The organism is Micromonospora sp. NPDC001898 (assembly GCF_042891255.1).
Classification (GTDB): domain Bacteria; phylum Actinomycetota; class Actinomycetes; order Mycobacteriales; family Micromonosporaceae; genus Micromonospora.
The window spans coordinates 220,227-239,458 of record NZ_JBIATC010000009.1; the positions used below are offsets into that span (position 1 = coordinate 220,227).

Annotated in this window: 15 protein-coding genes and 1 pseudogene; 11 read left to right on the plus strand and 5 right to left on the minus strand. The window is 67.2% G+C overall.

Annotated features, from left to right (window positions below; all coding sequences use genetic code 11):
- Positions 1–527: 527 nt before the first annotated feature.
- On the plus strand, positions 528–1,586 hold the full coding sequence (locus ACFYZF_RS20750; protein WP_387023110.1) for a hypothetical protein: 1,059 nt from the start codon (positions 528–530) through the stop codon (positions 1,584–1,586).
- A 164-nt stretch (positions 1,587–1,750) separates the two neighbouring features.
- A complete protein-coding gene (locus ACFYZF_RS20755) occupies positions 1,751–4,063 on the plus strand; it encodes a hypothetical protein (protein WP_387023112.1) in 2,313 nt (770 codons plus the stop codon).
- On the opposite strand, the gene ACFYZF_RS20760 is transcribed toward ACFYZF_RS20755, so the two are convergent.
- Together ACFYZF_RS20760 and ACFYZF_RS20765 are read right to left on the minus strand one after the other, a co-directional pair.
- Positions 4,044–4,400 carry a DUF664 domain-containing protein gene (locus ACFYZF_RS20760; RefSeq protein WP_387023135.1) on the minus strand — a complete coding sequence of 119 codons (357 nt, stop codon included), beginning with the start codon at positions 4,398–4,400 and terminating at the stop codon, positions 4,044–4,046. The genes ACFYZF_RS20755 and ACFYZF_RS20760 overlap by 20 nt on opposite strands.
- Before the next feature lie 97 nt (positions 4,401–4,497).
- Positions 4,498–4,965, minus strand: coding sequence for a hypothetical protein (locus tag ACFYZF_RS20765; RefSeq protein WP_387023114.1), 468 nt, complete (start codon positions 4,963–4,965; stop codon positions 4,498–4,500).
- Between the two features lie 550 nt (positions 4,966–5,515).
- Here ACFYZF_RS20765 and ACFYZF_RS20770 point away from each other — a divergent pair.
- Positions 5,516–6,684, plus strand: a protein-coding gene (locus ACFYZF_RS20770; RefSeq protein WP_387023137.1) for an IS3 family transposase whose coding sequence is annotated in 2 segments (ribosomal slippage) — positions 5,516–5,800 and positions 5,803–6,684 — 1,167 coding nt in all. Because the reading frame shifts where the segments join, the coding sequence is not laid out codon by codon here.
- Positions 6,685–6,757: 73 nt separating this feature from the next.
- On the opposite strand, the gene ACFYZF_RS20775 is transcribed toward ACFYZF_RS20770, so the two are convergent.
- Positions 6,758–7,282: a hypothetical protein gene (locus ACFYZF_RS20775; RefSeq protein ID WP_387023116.1), complete on the minus strand. Its 525-nt coding sequence runs from the start codon at positions 7,280–7,282 to the stop codon at positions 6,758–6,760.
- A gap of 788 nt (positions 7,283–8,070) precedes the next feature.
- On the opposite strand from ACFYZF_RS20775, the gene ACFYZF_RS20780 reads away from it, so the two are divergent.
- Together ACFYZF_RS20780 and ACFYZF_RS20785 are read left to right on the plus strand one after the other, a co-directional pair.
- Positions 8,071–8,904, plus strand: a complete 834-nt coding sequence (locus tag ACFYZF_RS20780; protein ID WP_387023118.1) for an IS3 family transposase — start codon at positions 8,071–8,073, stop codon at positions 8,902–8,904.
- A gap of 33 nt (positions 8,905–8,937) precedes the next feature.
- Positions 8,938–9,135 carry a transposase gene (locus tag ACFYZF_RS20785; protein ID WP_387023120.1) on the plus strand — a complete coding sequence of 66 codons (198 nt, stop codon included), beginning with the start codon at positions 8,938–8,940 and terminating at the stop codon, positions 9,133–9,135.
- A 662-nt stretch (positions 9,136–9,797) separates the two neighbouring features.
- Here the strand turns inward: ACFYZF_RS20785 and ACFYZF_RS20790 are convergent.
- Entirely contained in the window at positions 9,798–14,033 is a 4,236-nt protein-coding gene (locus tag ACFYZF_RS20790) for a response regulator (RefSeq protein WP_387023122.1), read from the minus strand.
- Positions 14,034–14,060: 27 nt separating this feature from the next.
- On the opposite strand from ACFYZF_RS20790, the gene ACFYZF_RS20795 reads away from it, so the two are divergent.
- The 5 genes from ACFYZF_RS20795 (at position 14,061) to ACFYZF_RS20815 (ending at position 17,459) form a co-directional block, all read left to right on the plus strand.
- Complete coding sequence (locus ACFYZF_RS20795; RefSeq protein WP_387023124.1) at positions 14,061–14,309, plus strand: hypothetical protein; 249 nt, start codon at positions 14,061–14,063, stop codon at positions 14,307–14,309.
- Positions 14,310–15,002: 693 nt separating this feature from the next.
- Positions 15,003–15,806, plus strand: coding sequence for a DUF6308 family protein (locus tag ACFYZF_RS20800; RefSeq protein WP_387023126.1), 804 nt, complete (start codon positions 15,003–15,005; stop codon positions 15,804–15,806).
- A 450-nt stretch (positions 15,807–16,256) separates the two neighbouring features.
- Entirely contained in the window at positions 16,257–16,439 is a 183-nt protein-coding gene (locus tag ACFYZF_RS20805) for an LIM domain-containing protein (RefSeq protein ID WP_387023127.1), read from the plus strand.
- A gap of 145 nt (positions 16,440–16,584) precedes the next feature.
- Complete coding sequence (locus tag ACFYZF_RS20810; protein WP_387023129.1) at positions 16,585–17,007, plus strand: IS5 family transposase; 423 nt, start codon at positions 16,585–16,587, stop codon at positions 17,005–17,007.
- Between the two features lie 8 nt (positions 17,008–17,015).
- The gene (locus ACFYZF_RS20815; protein ID WP_387023139.1) at positions 17,016–17,459 is read left to right on the plus strand and encodes a transposase; all 444 of its coding nucleotides are present in this window, start codon (positions 17,016–17,018) and stop codon (positions 17,457–17,459) included.
- A gap of 15 nt (positions 17,460–17,474) precedes the next feature.
- On the opposite strand, the pseudogene ACFYZF_RS20820 reads toward ACFYZF_RS20815, so the two are convergent.
- Positions 17,475–18,463, minus strand: a pseudogene (locus ACFYZF_RS20820) (IS481 family transposase).
- 312 nt (positions 18,464–18,775) lie between these two features.
- Between ACFYZF_RS20820 and ACFYZF_RS20825 the strand changes: the two are divergent.
- Positions 18,776–19,156 (plus strand): hypothetical protein, encoded by a 381-nt coding sequence (locus ACFYZF_RS20825; protein WP_387023131.1) that lies wholly within the window; start codon positions 18,776–18,778, stop codon positions 19,154–19,156.
- Positions 19,157–19,232: the final 76 nt, after the last annotated feature.

The following is a 19,232-nucleotide window of genomic DNA, read 5'->3' on the forward strand; positions in this document are numbered from 1 at the left end:
GGGCTGGCCATGACCGGATGGTCTGCTTGCGTAGCGCGGTGCACCTCTCCGACCATCCGACGAGTTTCGGGAAACGCTGGTGACCGCGATGCTGGGCCCGGCCTGGACAATCAAGCCAGACACCCCTGAGGACACCGGTCGTCAACCTCTCGCCGTCGAGACCGTGATCGGGGCACACGCCGCGACACTGATCCCTGGCGTCATCACCACCACACCCCACGCCCGCTACCTGGCTCTGCACGCTCGCCTCGCGATCGAGGCACAGCGGCGCGGTTGGACCGACAAGACCGACCTGGATCGGTTCCACGCTGTGGTCCGCAGGGCCGAGGTCGTGCTGGGCGCGGTGTCCGTAGCGCACGGCGACGCGGACGAAAGCCACCAGCTTCGGGCGGGCTCCTTCGGAGTGCACGGGGTGAACACGATCAGACCGGCACTGCACCGGCAGCGAGCCATCGACGTCGGCCAGGTGGCCGACGCGTACAGCCGGGTACGAGGCGGCTACCTGCAGACGTACGGGGATCGAAGCGGTGCTCGGCCTCACCGACGGGACACGGCTTCCCCGCCCCGGGCCGGCCGCCGACGCCGACCAGCTCGCCACCCTCGACGAGGTAGTGAGCCTTGCGGAACGGGATACGCCGCTCTCCGTAGCGGACCTCAACGCCCTCCGCCACTTGTGCGTATGCGCCATCGGCGATGCCCCCGACGGCACGTGTATACGCGACGCCTACTTCGCCGACCCGGGCTCCTCCGGTGCCGCCAGAACCCATCGCCGCAGCGCCGCCCTACTGCTGGGCGCACTCACCGGGGATCAGGTCGACGGTGAATCGGTCGACATGTCCATGGACCGCTGGTGCTGCTTCCGACCAGGGTTGTCGGAACTCATGAGCGATGACCTGCACACTCATGCCCTTGTCTGGCGTGGCGCGCTGCTGCGCAACTGGTCGGTCTGGGCATGGCGACTCATCTGGGCGCGGTTAGTGTCGCCGCTGTCGGGCACCGGCACCCTCGAGCACGCGATCGCCGAGTTCGTCCGCGATCTTCCAGACGCAACCGTCCGGGAGGCGCTCATCGACGGCCTTCCTCCGGTGGTCGACGAGGTCGGCACCCCGCTTCCGGTCGAGCATGACCTGTACGACGAAGCTCTGGACAGCGATGACTGGACGGTGCTCGGCATGCTGCAGCTGATCGCCGTCGGCGCCAAACGCCTGGACCACCTCGACCCGGTCACCCGGGACGCCTTCACTGGTGAGGTCTCCGACGACCTGGGATCCGGCTACGTGGTCGACTGGCTGGCCCGCGACGCCGATCGTCGGTTGACGGATGCCGTCACCGACCTCGCGGGCGCGCTGTTCCATCGGGCCGAGTCGGTGAGTCGGCAGAAGATGCAGTGGACCCGGTACGGCCTGCGCCTGCCCACGCGGCTGCGCCGCGTCGGAGACCGGTGGCGCCTAGAGGGCCAGGAGGGGCGGGGTGCCGTATCCCTGCGCCTGCCCACCTTCACCAACGTCATGCAGCAACTGGGTGTGCTCGCGCACGACGGCGACACCTGGCACCCCGGCCGACACGCCGCCGAGGTGGTCTCGTGACGGCGTGGGAGGAACTGCGGGGAGCCGCGCCGCCCGCACTGCTGCGCGGCCGACCCGTGGCTGACGCCGAGGAGGTCCTTGTCCTCACGTACACCTGTGACCTCTCCTTCTTCGAGGACGTCTGCCTGCGGGAGGCGCAGGCCGTCCGAGCCCGTACGACCGTTTTGTACGACGCCGACCGACTCACACAATGGCCTCGCCGCGACGACTACCTGGCCCTGCCGGTGGTCTGCCGGGCGGGCGGGGCCTTCCACCCGAAGCTCGTGGTGATCGCCTCCGAGGCGGATGCCGTGGTGGCCATCGGCTCCGGCAATGCCACCCCGTCAGGCTGGCACCACAACGCCGAGGTCTGGACGATGCTGCGTAGCGTCGATTCGACGGTGCCGCAGGTGTTCCACGAACTCGCCGCCTGGCTCCGGCGACTGCCCACTGCGGTCTGGATGGAGGACCTCGGCCGGGAACGTCTCGACCGCGTCGCGGACATTCTCACCTGCCGACCGGCGGAACATGGGCCCGGCCAGCCCGTACTCGTGACGACAGCGACGCGTCCGATCATCGACCAACTCCCGGTGCCGAATACACCGGTCACGTCATTGGCTGTCGCCGCCCCGTTCTTCGACCCGCGGGCGGAGGCACTGCGCCGGCTGGTCGACCGCTTCGGACCCACCGCACTGAACCTCATGCTCACCCGGGACGTCCAGTGCGACCCGGATGCCCTCGCGAAAGTGGTCAAGCAGGCGACGACGGGGGTGGTCACCACTCCAAAAAGCAGCCGCTACCACCACGCGAAGATCGTGGAGTGGACAACGGCCGATCAGTCATGGGCGCTCACCGGCAGCGCCAACTGCAGCATGGCCGCCCTGGTCAAGACCATGGCCACGGGTGGGAACTGCGAGCTCGGTCTAGTGACCGGGACGCAGGACCCGTTGATCCCCGCCGTGCCAGTGCAGGAGATCGATCTGGCGCGGCCGGAGGGCCTGCACGTACGGGAACCCGGCGAACGGGCCCCCTCGGGGGGCGTTCTCCGCGTGCTCGGAGTCCGGGTGAACGCCGAACGGGTGGAGGCCACCGCCCTCACCGATGGCAGTCAGGCCCCGGCATGGCTCGAGGTCGACGGACTGCGACTTGGCCACGAGCGCAGCGACGGCCGGCTCCACCTATACGCCGGTGTCCCGGCTCCCGACTGGTCCATCCGGATCGGCGGAACCGCCACCGTGTGCGTGGCTACGGACACCGGTGCCGAAATCCGGGACGTCGTGGTGACCGACGTGGCCGCAGCGCTGTCGCGCATCGACCGACCGTCCCCGTTGGAACACGCATCGCTGCACATCGTCATCGTCGACCAGGCGCACCTGGCTGCGCTATTCGAGGCGCTCAACCATCTCTCCACGGTCCGCCCGGATCGGATCGCGACCCCGCCCGGCACCAGTCGGCGGCGCCAGGTGGAAGGCCGCATCACCGCAGCCGTCGGGCCTGCCCTGCTGCGTTTCGCTCTGGGTGTGGACCGGAACCTGCCAACGCCGGCAGACGATGACATTCTCGACGGTCCGGACGACGAGGACGACGGTTCACGGCCAGCATGGCAGGACGAGCCGAGGACGACGGGAAAGGCCTCACCAGTCCGGTCGGACACCGTTGCGACGGTCCTGGACGCGCTCACGGCAGGTCAGCGCACCCGCCTACGGCGTGAGATCGAGGCATTGGTAGACACGTCGCAGGGGTGGCCGCTACCGGCGAAGCTGGCCGTCAGCAGGCTGGTCCTGACCCTGGTCGCCGGCGGCCTCTGGGCGGACCCGGCCGACTGGTCCGAACTGCTCCACTGGCTGGTGCTGCAACTCTGGATGACCGACCAGGAGGAGAGCCTGAACGCCGAGCACGCGGCCCTCGCCACGATCGGGCTTGTGGCGTTGCGCAGTGGTCTCGACCGCCAGGCCAAGCCGGACAGCGAACTCGCCGAGCAGTTCGATGAGCTACGGCAGGCGTACGCGGAGTGGACCGACTGGCTCGCCGCGGTGCCGGAGGAGACCGTCCGGAGGTACTCGACCGGCCTGAGCGGACACACCCTTGGCGTGCTGTTCGGGCAGACCGACTTCGTGGCCGAGCTCAGCTGGATCCTAGGTCGGTCGGCGTTGCAAGACGCGGTGGACCGACTCACCGATGCCCGACTCGACAGCGGTTGCGTCGTCCGTGTCCCGGCCGGCCGAACCACCCGCCTAGCGGTCCTTGCTGCCTTGGACGGCCTGCGTGACTTCCCCGACACCCAGGTCGCTTCCGACGCAGAGCCAGCGGTACACGGTTGGTGGAACGGTCGCCGTCTACTCCTAGCCACCCGGACCGGTGCGACCTGGCGGGCAGTGATGTGGTCGCACCTGATGACCGGGATCGCCGCCTACTCGCGTGGCACACCGCTGCCCCCGCCGGGCCGGCGCTGGACGGCATCGGGGCCGGACGATGCCTTCACCTCGACTGGACTCTGACCCCGGGCGGATATCCGAAGCGGTCAGCCAGCTTCGTCAGCTTGGTGACGTACGCCGGCCAGTCATAGTCGTTGGGGATGTTGATGCTCCCCCACCGCAGGCCGATCGCCGTGTCGTGCAGGTCGCGGATGATGTCGGCGTGACCGGCGTGACGAGCGAGGTCGCCGGTGACGTGGACGATGACTATCTGCAGCATCACGGTCTGTCCACCTGGCCGCCGCCACGGCATTCGCCCCGGCGCGTCGAGCGGTAGCTGTTCGATCGTCTGATCCGCGAACACCCCGACACGGCGATACAGGTCGATCAGCCAATCCCTGGGGCGTCGACTTGCCGCCAGATCGAGTCGAGGGCGAGCAGGGTGCCGACGGGTGGGCTGGCCACGCCACCGCCGCTGGTTCCCTGCGCGGGCCTGCTGGCCATGAGTGTTCGAACCGTCAGTAGTCGGTGAAGTCGGTCACCCAGCCGGGCAACTGCTCGGACGGTAGAAACGCCTGGAGGTCCCCGACAGTCTGGGTCGCCGTGCCCCGCACCTCGTACGGGCTCCCGACGCTGATCGGGGTGCGGTCGTAGAGCAGGCCGTGCAGCAGCTCCAAGGTGGTGGCATCCACCCGGCCGTGGAGCCGGGCCGTGTGCATCAAAGCGACCAGGCTCTGCCGGCGGGTCTCCGGATTCGGCGACCGCAGCCCCCGGGTAACCCTGGGCAGGACCGCATCCGTGTCGGGATTGTTGTAGACCAGAGCGATCAGGGCGGCCCCGACGTGCTCTTCCCCACGGTCGAAGGCCGCGTCGACATCCCCGGGCTCCCGACAGCGGTTGAGGTTGCCGCCCCGCTCCCAGTCAAGGTCAACGGGCTCGACGTCGTCGCCCTCCGGCGCCGAGTCGCCCGCTGCCGCATAGATCACCCGTCGAGTATCGGCCGATCGGCACGTCACCGCCAACCAGTACCCGGCCAGGGGTTGAGGTCGGCCCACTGAGCCTGCGTCAGCAGGCCCTCATGCTCCAGCCGGTGGCTGATCTCCGTCTTCGTGGCCGCATCCAGCGTCTCGGGCAGGCCCTCGAACGAGGCCGGGCAGAACATCCAGCAGGGAAAAGACCTGCTGGCCGTCTCGCATCGTCAACAACAGCACGCACCGCCAGTGCGGCGAAAACTCAGGCCGGTGACTGGCCCGGTGCACCAGCACCGGCCTCAGATAGTGCACCGCTTCGGGATCGGCGAACTGCAGCCAGCCATCCGGCACCGTGATTGCGGTTCAGCCCGCACTTGATCGCTCCGCATCGGGCTACGTGGCCGGGGTGGGTTACCCGAAGGGCTGGGGTGGGGCGTATCGGTGGAAGTACTGTCACCGCAACGCCGGGGCCAAGGCGCAGTGGCGGGCGAGGCGTCGGGTCTGCTGCACCGGTAGGTGACATCTGAGATGGCTTGCCCTGGTGGCGGGCTGGAAGGATGTTGCCGTGCCCAAGCCCTACCCTCGTGAGTTCCGTGATGATGTCGTGCGGGTGGCTCGTGACCGGGATCCTGGCGTGACGGTCGATCAGATCGCGAAGGACTTCGGAGTTCACCCGATGACGTTGTTCAAGTGGTTGCGCCAGGCTGATGTTGACGCGGGGACCAGACCGGGTGTCAGCGGCAGCGAGTCAGCCGAGCTGCGCGAGGCCCGCAAACGGATCAAGCTCCTCGAACAGGAGAACGAGGTCCTGCGCCGGGCCGCTGCCTACCTGTCACAGGCGAACCTGCCGGGAAAAGGCTCTACCCGCTTGTGAGCGAGCTGGCCGCCGACGGGATCCCCGTGGCGGTGACGTGCCGGGTATTGACCATCGCTCGTCAGCCCTACTACCGGTGGCTCGCCCAGCCCGTGGGCGACGCCGAAGTCGTTGCCGCCTACCGGGCGAACGCCCTCGTGGACGCCCACCGCGATGACCCGGAGTTCGGGTACCGGTTCCTGGTCGATGAGGCCCGCGACGCCGGGCAGGCGATGGCTGATCGCACCGCGTGGCGGATCTGCTCGGGTAACGGCTGGTGGAGTGCCTTCGGCAAACGCAAGAGGCGCGGCAAGGGTGGCAAGGTCGGTCCGCCGGTGCATGACGACCTCGTGCAACGCGACTTCACCGCCGACGGCCCGAACCGGTTGTGGCTGGCCGACATCACCGAACACCGCACCGCCGAGGGCAAGCTCTACCTGTGCGCGATCAAGGACGTCTGGTCGAGGCGGATCGTCGGCTACTCCATCGACTCACGGATGAAGTCCCGGCTGGCCGTCACCGCGTGGCACAACGCCGTAGCCCGACGCGGCCCAGTGGCCGGCTGCGTGCTACACACCGACCGCGGGTCCCAGTTTCGCAGCCGGAAGCTGATCCGCGCCCTGCACCAGCATTACATGACCGGGTCGATGGGCAGAGTCGGCGCCGCCGGCGACAACGCCGCCATGGAGTCGTTCTTCGGCCTGCTGCAGAACAACGTCCTCGACCGGCGGACCTGGACCACCCGCCAGCAGCTGAGGACCGCGATCGTGACCTGGATCGAACGGACCTACCACCGCCGCAGACGACAGCGATCCCTGTCCCGGTTGACCCCTATCGAGTACGAGACCATCATGACCCCACCGGCCAGTCAGGCCGCGTGACTGGAACTGTCACCTATCGGTGCAGCAGACCCCTCTGAACCACCGGCGTGACTGCGGTCGCCGTGACGAGCATTCACAACTCGGCATTACGCACGTGGGGTGCGAGCTGAGCACGAGGGTCGGCCCGGACACGCTCAAGTCTGTCGACATTATCGTCGAGCAACGTCAGACATTCGAAAGCCAGGCTTGACGCTCCCACCGCTGGCCCGAGGTAGACCTCACGATGGAGGAGCCAGATTCCAGGCGATGCGGCGATCCTGCACTCCTCGAGAAGATCCCTGCCTTCATTCTCAAGCTCCCACGTCTGGCTGTCCGCCGAAAGAATGAAGAGCAGCGCTTCCAAAAACTGATGGCGAGCCGCCGCCGATGTCTGGTCCGCCACGGCCGCGAGGGCTACTGACACTACCGGCAGCGACGGCTCCATGAGCACCGACGGCAGCATCACGTGCCCGGAAGAGACGTCGAACCCAATGTCACCCTCATGCTCGGCACGCGCCAGGGCCAGTAATTCGCCTGCGAGGTGGAGGCCACTTCTGCCGCACCCACACCGAAGGGTTTTCCAATCCCACCGGGCGATTTCAAATTCGACTAGACCCATCGGACAAGCAATCCCTTTTGAAGTCGCCTCAGCCCTGAGGCGGAGGCATCACCACACCAAGAGCTTAGCTAGGAGTGACCCTACCCTACAAGCAGTCCGCCTAGAAGTCAGCAGGCATGTTGCTAATACAGATCGACTGCCACCCCACCGGGATCCTGGAATTCCAGGGCTCGCAACACACGTTTCCTCGATAAGTGGCCATCTGCACAGCGACGGCCCTTCCCGCCGCTAAACGGTTACAGGGCGATGGCTCCTCCCGGCGCCGAACAGTTACAGACAGCCAGGAGGAGTCATCGCCATAGTCATCTCAGCGACAGAAAGTTGTCACTCTTACCAGAATTTCCACCATCGTGACCAGGGTCCACCCGGGGCGCCCTGCACACCATCCACGAAGTTCGACCTCGGGTAGTCGGCCTGGCAGAAGACACAGACTGCCTTGGGACGGGCCTCCAAGCCTCCTGGGCCCGACCTGACCTGGACCGCTCCGGTGAAAATGACCTCGTTCGGGTTACCCCCGAGCACAAGCAGGGCGTTTCCTTCGGCGCAATACGTCGCACAACCGCCCGGCCCTGGGCCTGAAGAGGCGAGAGCGCTTTCACCAGTCCTGGTGTTGACCGCACCCACGTACGTCCGGTCCGCAGTCTTGCTGGTTCGGTTATTCAGCGCGAAACCGGGCAGGTCCTGTTCCAGTTTTGCAATGGTTTCCGCCTGTGACGCCTGTACGGTGCCAGAATCTGTCGCACACGCGGTGAGCTGGAATTTCCCGGTACGCGTCGAGGATCATCGGCATGTTGGTTCGGCTGGTGTACCTGATGATGATCCGGCTGGTCGGCGCTCTGGGGCTGCTGGTCCGTAGCGACACCGCGTTGCTGGCGGAAGTCCTCGCCCTGCGCCATGAGGTGGCGGTTCTGCGGCGGCAGCTGAAGAGCCGGCCCCGGTTGACCTGGCCGGACCGGGCAATCCTGTCCGCGGTGGCCCGACTGTTACCCACCACGGTTCGGGCCCACCGGCTGGTCACCCCGGTAACACTGCTGGCCTGGCACCGGCGGCTGCTGCGCCGTCACTGGACCTACCCGAGCAAGGCCGGCCGGCCACCGGTCAACGAGGACATCCGCAGCCTGGTCAGACGACTGGCACACGACAACCCGCGATGGGGACACCGGCGGATCCAAGGCGAACTACAGCGGTTGGGCTACCGCGTCGGCACGGGCACCATCCGCCGCATTCTCGCCGCTGGGCGGCTCGGTCCGGCACCGCGAACGGTGGACACCAACTGGCGGACGTTCCTGCGCGCCCAAACCCACGGGCTACTCGCGATCGACTTCTTCCACATCGACACGATCCTGCTCAAGCGGCTCTACGTGCTGGTCGTGATGGAGGTGGCTACCCGCCGCGTCCATCTGCTCGGGGTCACCGCGCATCCGGATCACGCCTGGGTCGTGCAGCAGGCCCGTAATCTCGTCATGGACCTCGACGAGCGAACCAATCGATTCCGGTTCTTGATCCGAGATCGTGACGGCAAGTACAACGCCGCGTTCGACGAGGTCTTCGCAGCCGAGGGCATCGAGGTGGTCAAGACCCCGCCGCGAACACCGCAGGCGAACTGTTTCATCGAACGCTGAGGACGCAGCCTGCGGGAAGAGTGCACCGACCGGTTGCTGATATACCACGAACGACACGCCCTCGCGGTGATCGGCGAGTACGTGAACCACTTCAATGATCACCGCCCGCATCAAGGCCGGCAACAGTTGCCGCCCAACCACGACCCAGCCGTCGTCATCACGATGGACGCTCCCGTCCAACGCCGACGACGACTCGGCGGCGTGATCAACGAGTACCACCGGGCAGCTTGACGAAGTCTTCAAAGTGCCAGGTCACGCCCGCAGACGAGGTTTTGGCACGGTACAAGCCGCCGACCACCTCTAAACGGAATGCTCCGGTGACGCCAGGATCACAGATTGAAACAGTACGAGCGTACGTGAGACGGAACAGCGAAAGAGCCCTGATCCACATAGGTGAATCAAGGCTCTGACCTGCTGAAACCCTGTCGGGACGGCCGGATTCGATCCGACGACCCCTTGACCCCCAGTGAACTAGCAGGGCTACCGGCGCCTGCCGGACAGTATCGGCTCGTGCCGGACAGGCAGCTCAGCGGCCTGGTGACGGTCCGGGGAACGTCGGCCCCTATCGGGCCTTCCCGGGCCGTCCGTGAGACGGCTGTGAGACACCTGAGAGAGGCGCTGGAGATCGCAAACCAGCGCCTCTCCACGGTCTGGCCTCACGACCGGCGGCGCAGCCCTACACACGACAGCACCACCCCGACCGATCAAGCGCTCGTCCTGCCGCCACCCAGCCCGCCCTGCCGAATGCCGCACCCCTCGTAAGGCATCCTAGGAAAGGACGCCTGGCCGGCGCAGAACGGCCGCATCTATGTCGGTTACATCGGCCGGCACCTGCCGACCGGGCAGACCAACTGACGGCAGTGGCGGCGGCCCGGTTTCGGTCAGGGGTAGCACTATCGGGCGACCGACCGCCGGATCAGCTCATCGGCGTCCTCGTCAGCTGCCGCCGCCCACTTCTCGCCGTCACCGAACGGCTGGTAGGCCAGCTTTGACGGCCGGCCCCGGTGCCCCTGGGTGACACCGTCGACGACGGAGATCTGCCACTCGCCCCGGGCTTTACCGGGCTGGGCCGTCATCCACGGGCCGATCGGGATCCACGAGTCAGTGCCGGGCCGGTACAGGCCGACTGAGTTTTCCACGAGCGAAGTGCTGCTGATCAATTCGGCACTGGGCAGCACCGGACCGGTGCCGGTCACCCGGAACGCGGAAACCGCGTACCGTTTTCCATCGAATCGAAGGGAGTGGGCGATCATCACGGTGCGGTCCCCGATGTGACGAAGAGCTGTGGCGAACTGCTCCAGCAGCGGGTCGACCTCGTCCAGCATGCGGGTCACCTCGTCGTTGGGGCGCTCCGAGCTGTGACTGACCACGTTGCGGCCGGTCTTCACGACGGCGAGCGCGTCCAAGTCGAGACTACGGATGACCTGCCCCGCATACGATTCCTGCGCCAGCCGCGAGCCGAGTGCCCTCAGCAGTTCAACCCGCTTGCCCAGCATCATCTGGGGCGCGAGTGCCGGCCGGGGCAACCGCGCGTCCGGGTGGCCGTCCAGGAGCTCGCCGAGCCCGACCGCGCCGATGAACCGGAGAGCGTCCTCCAACGCCGCATGGCCGGCCCGCATCCGCAGGTTGGCAACCGTCTCCGACTCGTAACGCTGCAAGCCGAGCGCCACTGGCAGTGGCAGATGCTGGAGATCATGGCGGCTTTGCCGGCCTAGATTGGCCAGAGCTTCTTCGACAACCGTGACGAGTTCCTCGGCCGCATCCGCCTTGGTCACGTACTTGAAGGCGCCCGCGTTAAGAGCCATTCTCGCCTGGTCGAAGGTTCCCTCGCCGGAGAGCACCACCACCGGCACCCGGTGGCCCTCCTCCCGCATCCGCCTCAGCAGCCACAACCCGCCCCAGGGCTCGGGTGGCATCTGCAGGTCGGTGACCACGACGTCGTAGTGCCCGGTGCCGAGCCTGGTCAGGGCGCTCTCTCCGTCGTGAACGGTCTCGACCCGGGCGGCGATCGGCTCGAGGTGCCCGGCCATCGTCCGGGCGACGTTCTCCTGGTCATCCACGAGCAACACCCTGACCGTGCGGCGGGGACGCGCCGCCGCCTGCGGCATCGCAGCCGGTCCCCGGGGGGGCGCGTTGGAATCCGTCACCTCCTCGCGTGGCAGGTCGATGATCCAGCGTTGGCCGTCGGCGGCGGGGTCGTCGGCGATTGTGGCGCCCAGTCGGCGAAGGTCCATGCGGACCAGCCACAACCCCATGCCCGAGCCGTGCTCCTTGGTGCTCGTCACCGTCTCGTCCCGCCAGAACGTCTCGCGGATCTCGTCCGGCAGCCCCGGGCCGTCGTCGTGCACGACGAGGAACACATGGCCGGGCTCGGTGTACCAGTCGACGATGATCCGGCCGCCATCCGGCATCGCCTCGACGGCGTTATTGACGAGATTGTCCAGAACCCCCCGCAGCAGCGACGGCGAGAGGCCGACCTCACACTGGCCGGACTCGGCGGGTGGTATCAGGCGTATGTTCGCCCTGTCCCTGATCTCCAGGACCTTGGCCGCGCAGTACTCATCGAGCCAGCGGCCGAACTCGACCGTCTCTTCGTCGGCATCCGCCAGCGCTCGGTTGGTGCGGTCCAGGTGATCGGCCAGATGGACGGCGGCCTCGTGGTGCCGAGCGACATCGGCGAGCCGGCGGAAGCGGGTCACCCTGTCACTGGCCAGCGCAGCCTTCTGCGCGACGTCCTCCATGCCGATCAACTCGTTTTTGAGCCGGTGCAGGACGTTCGCCAAGATCTCGACACCGTCCTGGTCTTGGTGGCCGTGAGCCGCTAGCCTGCCGGCCGCCGTGAAGGACCGGTCGGCAGGGTCGGGGGCGTAGGTGGCAGTTAGCGTCTGCGTGTCCGATCCGGCGAAGACCCCGAGGCCCGGTGCCATCTCGGCGAGCAGGTCGATCAGAGTGCGGACGCGGTCGGCCACGTCGGGGGCCGTGGTGGCGCATTCGACTCGGACCCCGTCGGAGAGCCGCCGGAACCGGACCGTTCCGGCGGACGTGCCGGGGAAATCCCGGAGCAGTTCACCGATAGCGGCGGCGTCGACTGCGGAGAGGAGTGACACCGAATCGGTGCCCCAGACCGGCCAGGAGTTGGCGAGTTCGTCCACCGTCTTCCGCTCCCGGGCGGCGCCGGCCCGTAGCGCGCCGGCCACCGCCAGGAGGAGGTCCCACTGGGGTGCCTTCCGAACCACGACGTCGCCTTCCGGGTCGAGATTTCGCACCCAGGCCGCCAGTTCACGCAACGACTGCTCCAGCTTCGGCCGTGGCCGTGCCTGTACGGCGTTGCCGTAGGCGGTCATCAGATGTTCGAAGACCTCGTCGTCCAGCGGGCCGGTCAGCGAGTCAGCCTCCTTCGCCCAGACGAGAAACTCGTCGAGGTTGCCGTCCGAGGCGGCCAGCAGACCCAGCCCCAGAACCCCATCCTCTATGCAGCGTCGGAGATCACGGCCTCGCAGTACCGGTAGGCGCCGGGCCAGGCACAGCAGGAGCCGCATGCTCTCCGCCCGCTCCGCGGTGGTCCGGCCGGCAGCCGGAAAGTCCGGTCCTAAGGTGAAGAGCTGATACAACCGCTTGGCGGCAAGCCGGGTGGCCTCTTTCTTCCCCGGCGTCGGAGGGCCGGTCCGAACGAGTTCGAGCTCGTCGATACGGACGGTAAGGGTCGCGGTGAACCGGGAATCGTGCGCCGGGCCGGTGGAGGTGCAGGTGGAGGAGGTATCGCCGCCGAAGGTGGCACAGAGGCGCTGCAACCGGCTGAGCTCGTCGAGCCCTTGAGCAAGGGTCTCTCGGAGTATCCAACCGCGCAGTGTCTCCGGCAGCCCGGCTTCGCCGAAGCGCCAGGCGACCGAGGCGATCGCCTGAAAGACCTCAGCCTTCATGCGGGGCTTGCACTCGGCCTCACCGCGACCGCGGAGCACGGCCGATTCCGGCACGAGCCGGTCGAACATGTCGACGTAGCAGCGCTCCGGCAATGAATGGATCGCGCCGTCCTCGGGTTCGGGCTTTAGCGTGCGGCGCAACAGGTCGCGGGTGAACTCCGCGGCCGACACCGCCCTAATGACGTAGGACCCGTGGTTGGCCAGTAGTTCGTAGTCGTTCTGCCGAGCCTGGCGGACCAATGACTGATTCTCGTAAGCCCATGACTTGTGAGTGAGTGTTTGCTGCAGGTAGGCCCGGCGTTCCGGAGTGATCCGGAGCGTGGTGGCCAGTTCGGCGACCGTGCGGTTCCGCGGGCCCTGCCCCGGTGGGTAGTGACGGGGCTCCTCGGTGAGCCGCGAGATCGAGTGGCCGCCGACGCGCGCGGTGATCTCACCGTAGAGGCCCGCGTTGCGCAGGTAGTCCTGGACCGCCAGATCCTTCGCGCCGCTTCGTTTCGTGAATTCACCGCGCCCCCGCCGTCCCCGGACGTCGACGATCTCCACGATGAAGGTCCGGTGATGATCCGGGCCCTCCTGATGGTCCTCGACCGTGAGCTGCTGAACCGGCACGGAGCGAGTCAGCTCACCCCACCAGTTGACGCCGTCCATAAGCACCTGCTGGAGTGCCTGCTCGTAGACGTCCGCCACCAGCTGTTTGACGGTGGCGTAGCCGCCGAGGAGCACCACCACACCGAGGACCTGGTGCATAACGTCCTCGGCCAGACGCGACGTGCTCCGCCGATTCGGCTCCTCGCCCTTGCCCAGGTTCATCGACTCAGCGACGGTCAGGTTGCCGGCGACCCGCCGGGCGACCCGTGCGGGCATGTGGGCGATGACCTGGTTCTGCCTGCTGACCTTGTTCGGACGAGTGCGCTCCACGACCAGGTCGGCTACCGCGAGCGCCAGATGGGTGGCCCCCACCTTGCCCAGTGCCGCCAGCGCGGCGACCGAGATCGGCGCCTGGCCGAACTCGTACAGGAAGGTGGAGTGACAGGCCGCCAGCCGCAACCAGCGCGCCCGCAGCGGGTCGTCGTCGACCCGCCAGCCTCGCTTGCCGAGTTCGGCCACAAGCGAGTGACTGAGCGGCACATCATCCGCCGCCAAGGCCGGGTCGGGAAGAAAGGCGAGGGCGAGTCGGGACATGCCGGCGGTGTCCTCCAGGTAGCGCAAAGGTCGGGCAACTCTAACTCAGCGGGCTTGGCACAAGGGACGGTCAAAGATGTGATTCCCGGCCCGTCGTGCCCGGCAGCGAGCCAGTCCGGCGCGTACCAGCGCACCCGCTCGACATCGACGCTGCCCATGACCCGGCCACGTCGTGACGTCGTCCCGGTCGAGGTCACCGAGACGAACACGGGCCTCGGTCACGAAGGCAGCGCCGTCGTGGAGCACGCCAGCCAGGATCCGCCCGTTGGTGCGGAGGCTGATATGGGCAACGGACAGCAGTGAGCGAAATAAATCGCGACGGCTGCCGAGGTCGTCGGCAGCGATTCCGCTCTGGCGGTCATACACCAGGTCGCGCCAGGCCGCCACCGCCGGCTTCGTGAGCCGGTCAGCAGCTTCTCTACCTATCTCAACGCCCGCGAGCCGAATCCTCAGGCATCACGGCGGGCACAGCCCAAATCCGCGCCCGGATTGTAGGCGTCCCACCCGGGCTGCTTGCAGCAGGCCGAGCGACGCTGGCGCATCTGTCAGTCTGGCCGGTACCCATAACAGATCCACTTTTCGGCCGCCGTTGACAACGGGTACCGAACGTGCCCGGATTCTCGCTGCTCCCGCCCACGCGGGGGTGATCCCCGATGTCTTCCGCCACCCGGTGAGGGGCCGCGCTGCTCCCCGCGCACGCGGGGGTGATCCCGATAGCAGAACGGGGCCACCCCGGGGTATCCCCTGCTCCCCGCGCACGCGGGGTCATCCCTCTTGGACGTAATCCGCCAGCACTTCCGGCGACTGCCCCGCGAACGCGGGGGTAATCCCATCGCGGCAGCGTGATTGCCGCTTTCGTGCTCTGCTCCCCGCGCACGCGGGGCGGGTGATCCCCGTCGGGTCAGCTCGGCTACGTAGCCAGCATCGACCTCTCGACGACTTGCCACGGCAGGGTCGTCCGTCGATCTTCAGGAGACCAGCCCGTACGGTGTCGCTGTGACTACTGACCTCCCCGAGATGGTCATCGACCCGGCAGCGGCAGGGTTTGAGGGTGACGTGCTGGCTCCGGTGCCCGTGACGGATGCCGCCCGACGAGTGCTCGCCTTCTGCACCGAGCCGCGCAGCGGATGGGTCACCTACCATCTCGCCGCCCGCAGCACCCACACCTCCGGCCTGTTCGATCAGGTCACCACCTGGTCACTGCTCTACGCCAACGCGCTCGCCGGCCGAGTGGACATCGAAGACGTGGCCGGATTCTCCCGTGACCGCCGACGCGACTTCGCAGTCCGAGTCGCCGCCGTACCGGAGGACACCGACCTGCACACGATGGACGACGACGGCGTAGCCACGGTTGTCAACCTGTGCCACTTTGGGTACCACGGTGTTTGGGGACCCAAGATCACCAAGATGGGTGCCCTGTATCGGCCCCACGCGGTTCCCGTGCTCGACGGACACGTTGCGGAAGTGTTCGGCTTCAACCGTGAGGGCTTCTCGAACAAGGCGCGCCAGCACGGCCTGGACCGCCGCGAGCGCATCGACAAGGTCGTTCGGGCCTTGGCGATCTGGATTCGCATCCACCGCGCCGAGATAGCGGCCCTGCGGGATGCCGTGACACCAACCGTTCCCGAGATCCACGACCTACCAGACCTTCAGTTGATCGACATCGTCTTGTGGACATCGCAGGACGACAAGCCGACATACCGGCGGCCCGGCCAAGGTGAACGATGGATCAACCGGCCAGTCGGCCAGCATGTCACAGCCGAGGAGCTACGGCCTGAACCGATCCCCGCAGCCGAATAGTCACTCGCTGGCATGAAAGATAAACCTTGGTCAAGGTCCATCCGTGAGGCGCGGCTGCGGATCGCACGCAGGAGGTGATCATGGCGCGCCTTTCGTCTGACAACGCGACTTGGATTCAGATGGTGTCGGCTTGAATGGAGCGGACCCGACGTCGACCGACAGAGGCAACCGAGGTGCGGGCTGCCGTAAACGGTTCGGGGTCTTGCGTTCGCCGAGCCTGTGGACCGGGAGCTATGATCGCCCGCGTGGCATGCACAGTATGTGGACTCGGCGGGCACAACAGCCGCACCTGTCCAGGCGAGCACCCTCCTTGTCCCAACTGCGGCAGGCCCACAGCCAACATGAACGACTACTCCGAGCGCCACGACAGCGACTATTGCTCACCGTTCACGTACCCCGATTGTTGGGGCTGGAGCACTGCGGAGCCGGTGTGAGGGGAAGAGCGAGAACATGACAACGCTCACCTGCGAGGGCTGCAAGGAGCCGATCGAGGACGACGGCAGTCACACCGACTTCAATGGGGAGGACTGGCACGAAGCCTGCTTCGAGGTCAGCGGTGGGCCGTCGTACTGCTGCGGAATGACGTACGAGAACGGCGAGGACACTTGCCTGAGTTGCGGCGAGCCTATCTAGTAGCGCTTTGTCGCATTTCGGCATGGTTGGGGTGCCGCTGGTTTGGTGAGTCGCTGGCTCCGGTGTGGATGTTCGGGATGTGGAGCGTCTGGGCGACGGTCTAGGACGTGTCCTGCCGATCTTGTAGTGGTTGATCGTTGACGATGTGCCGGTGGTGCGTCGTGGCGAACTGACTGACGAGGCGTGGGCGGTGATCGCGCCGCTGCTGCCGGAGCCGGGTGGGTCTCGGGGACGGTGGCGGGATCACCGCCAGGTCATCAACGGGATCTTGTGGAAGCTGCGCACGGGTGCGCCGTGGCGTGACCTGCCGGAACGCTTCGGGCCGTGGAAGACCTGCCACGAACGCCTGCGCCGGTGGACCGCCGACAGCACGTGGGATCGGATCCTCGCCGCGGCGCAGGTCCACGACGACGGCACACCGGTGCAGTGGACGATCAGCATCGACTCGTCGATCGTGCGGGCGCACCAGCATGCCGCTGGCGCCCGCAAAAAGAGGGCTCGCCGACAAGTCCGGCGACGCCTGGTACGCAGGATGGCGAGGCCATCGGCCGATCACGCGGTGGGCTGAGCACGAAGATCCATCTCGCCGTCGACGGACGCGGCCGGCCGCATGTCGATCCTGCTCACCCCCGGCCAAGCTGGCGACAATCCCCAGCTCCTGGCCCTGCTCGACGCGTCCGGATCAACCAGCCAGGGCCCGGTCGGCCCCGTAAGCGGCCGGAGGTGCTGATCGCGGACAAGGGATACGCCCACGACTCCACCCGCCGAGCCCTGCGCCAACGAGGAATCCGGCATGTCATCCCGGAACGCTCGGACCAGGTCGCCCGCCGGGCCGCCAAGGGCAGCCACGGCGGGCGACCACCGGCCTTCGACAAGGTGATCTACAAGAAGCGCAATGTGGTGGAACGCTGCTTCAACCGGCTCAAACACTGGCGTGACCTGGCCACCCGATACGCCAAACGGGCCTCTCTCTACCGATCCAGCCTGCTCCTCATCGCCGCCATCATCTGGCTTCCATGATCGACAGGACAGGCCCTAGTTGTTCTGTCCAGAGAGGTTGGGTACGCGGCTGGCGGGTGGGCCGCCGAGTGCGGTGTGGCTGCGGTGATTGTTGTAGTGGTGCAGCCATGCGGGCAAGGCGGCTCGTCGGGCCGTTTCTGAGGAGTACGGCTTGGCGTAGGCCCATTCGTCGGCCAGGGTGCGGTGGAAGCGTTCGACTTTGCCGTTGGTTTGTGGGCGGTAGGGGCGGGTTTTCTTCACGCTGATCCCGGCGCTGGTCAGGGTTTCTCGCCAGAGTCGGGAGCGGTAGCAGCTGCCGTTGTCGGTGATGACGCGGCGCACGGTGATCCCGTGAGCGGTGAACCAGGCTTGTGCGCGCTGCCAGAAGGCGGTGGCGGTTTCGCGGGTCTCGTTGTGAAGGATTTCGGTGTAGGCCAGGCGGGAGTGGTCGTCCAGGGCGGTGTGCAGGAACGCGTAGCCGAGCCGGGCGCCGCCCCAACGGTCAGTGGTGTGTCCGGGTGTGGCGGTGCGGTTGAGTTTGCCTCGTCACCGGCCCTGGGTGCGCCAGCCGCCACCGTCAGGGATGTTGCCGAGTTTCTTGATGTCGACGTGGACCAGGTCGCCGGGGTTGGCGTGTTCGTAGCGGCGGATCGGACGGCCGGTGCCTCGATCCAGGTGAGCCAGCCGGGCCACCCCGGCACGGCGCAGGATCGCGTGGCACGTCGACGCGGGGATGTCGAGCCGGCCGCCGATCCGGGCTGGCCCCACCGCTTTTGCACCCGTAGGTGCAGCACCTTGCGCTCCACCGGCCGGCGGGTCCGGTTCGGGGACCGGCGCGGACGGCTGGACCGGTCGGTCATGCCCGCGACGCCTTCGGCTCGGTACCGGTCGGCCCACCGCTTCGCGGTGTTCACGCTGACCTGGAACCGTTCCGCGGCCCGCCGCAACGGCCAATGATCATCAACCACGCAGCGCGCCAGGCGCAGCCTGCCGCGCTCTGTCAGGGGTGCGTTAGCGTGGGGCACGAGGACCTCCCGGGTGATGCGGAACCTTCGACAAGCTCCACCTCACCCGGAGGTCCTCACCCATTTCAAGCTCCCAGCCCTGTCACCAACGTCCATGGGCAAAACAACTAGGACCAGCCGTGGCGCAGTGGCGGGACCTACCGGGCGTCGCCCGCCCTCCGGGAGCGCAGACGGGCCTTCTCCATGGCCGCGGCAGAAACCTGGCGGGTGCCGGTGCGTCCAGTGTGGTGGGTCACGCCAGGTCACTAGCATGAACCGACTGCCCCTGGCCCGGCGTAGCGGCAGCAAAGCAACGGGGAGGTCAGAAGGAGTATGTCTCGGTTTCCGGTGACGACGTTCGGCACACTGCGCCCGTGGGAGGGTGAGCAGAGCCGGGCTTTCGAGGAGCTGTCGTACCAGCTGCTCAAGAGGCGGGTGCCGGCCGGGACGGTGGCGATCCGCACGGGCAACCCGGACGGCGGGGTCGAGTGGTACGCGGTCGAACCGGACGGCACGGAGCACGGCTGGCAGGCCAAGCACGTGCGAGGTATCGAGGCGCTGCTGACGGCGATGACCGATTCGGTCAAGCGAGTCGCGAAGGAGCGCCCTACGCTGCGCACGCTGACGTTCGTCATCTCGTGGAACCTGGGGACCAGCCGGCAGATCCGCAATGGAGCGCAGCTCAAGTCGCAGCGTGAGAGGGTGGTTCGGTAGCCTTTGCCCATTGTGGGCTTGGCTCAGTGTGTGAATGCGAGCGATGGTCGTAACCGGTGAGGTCTCCATCGCGTTG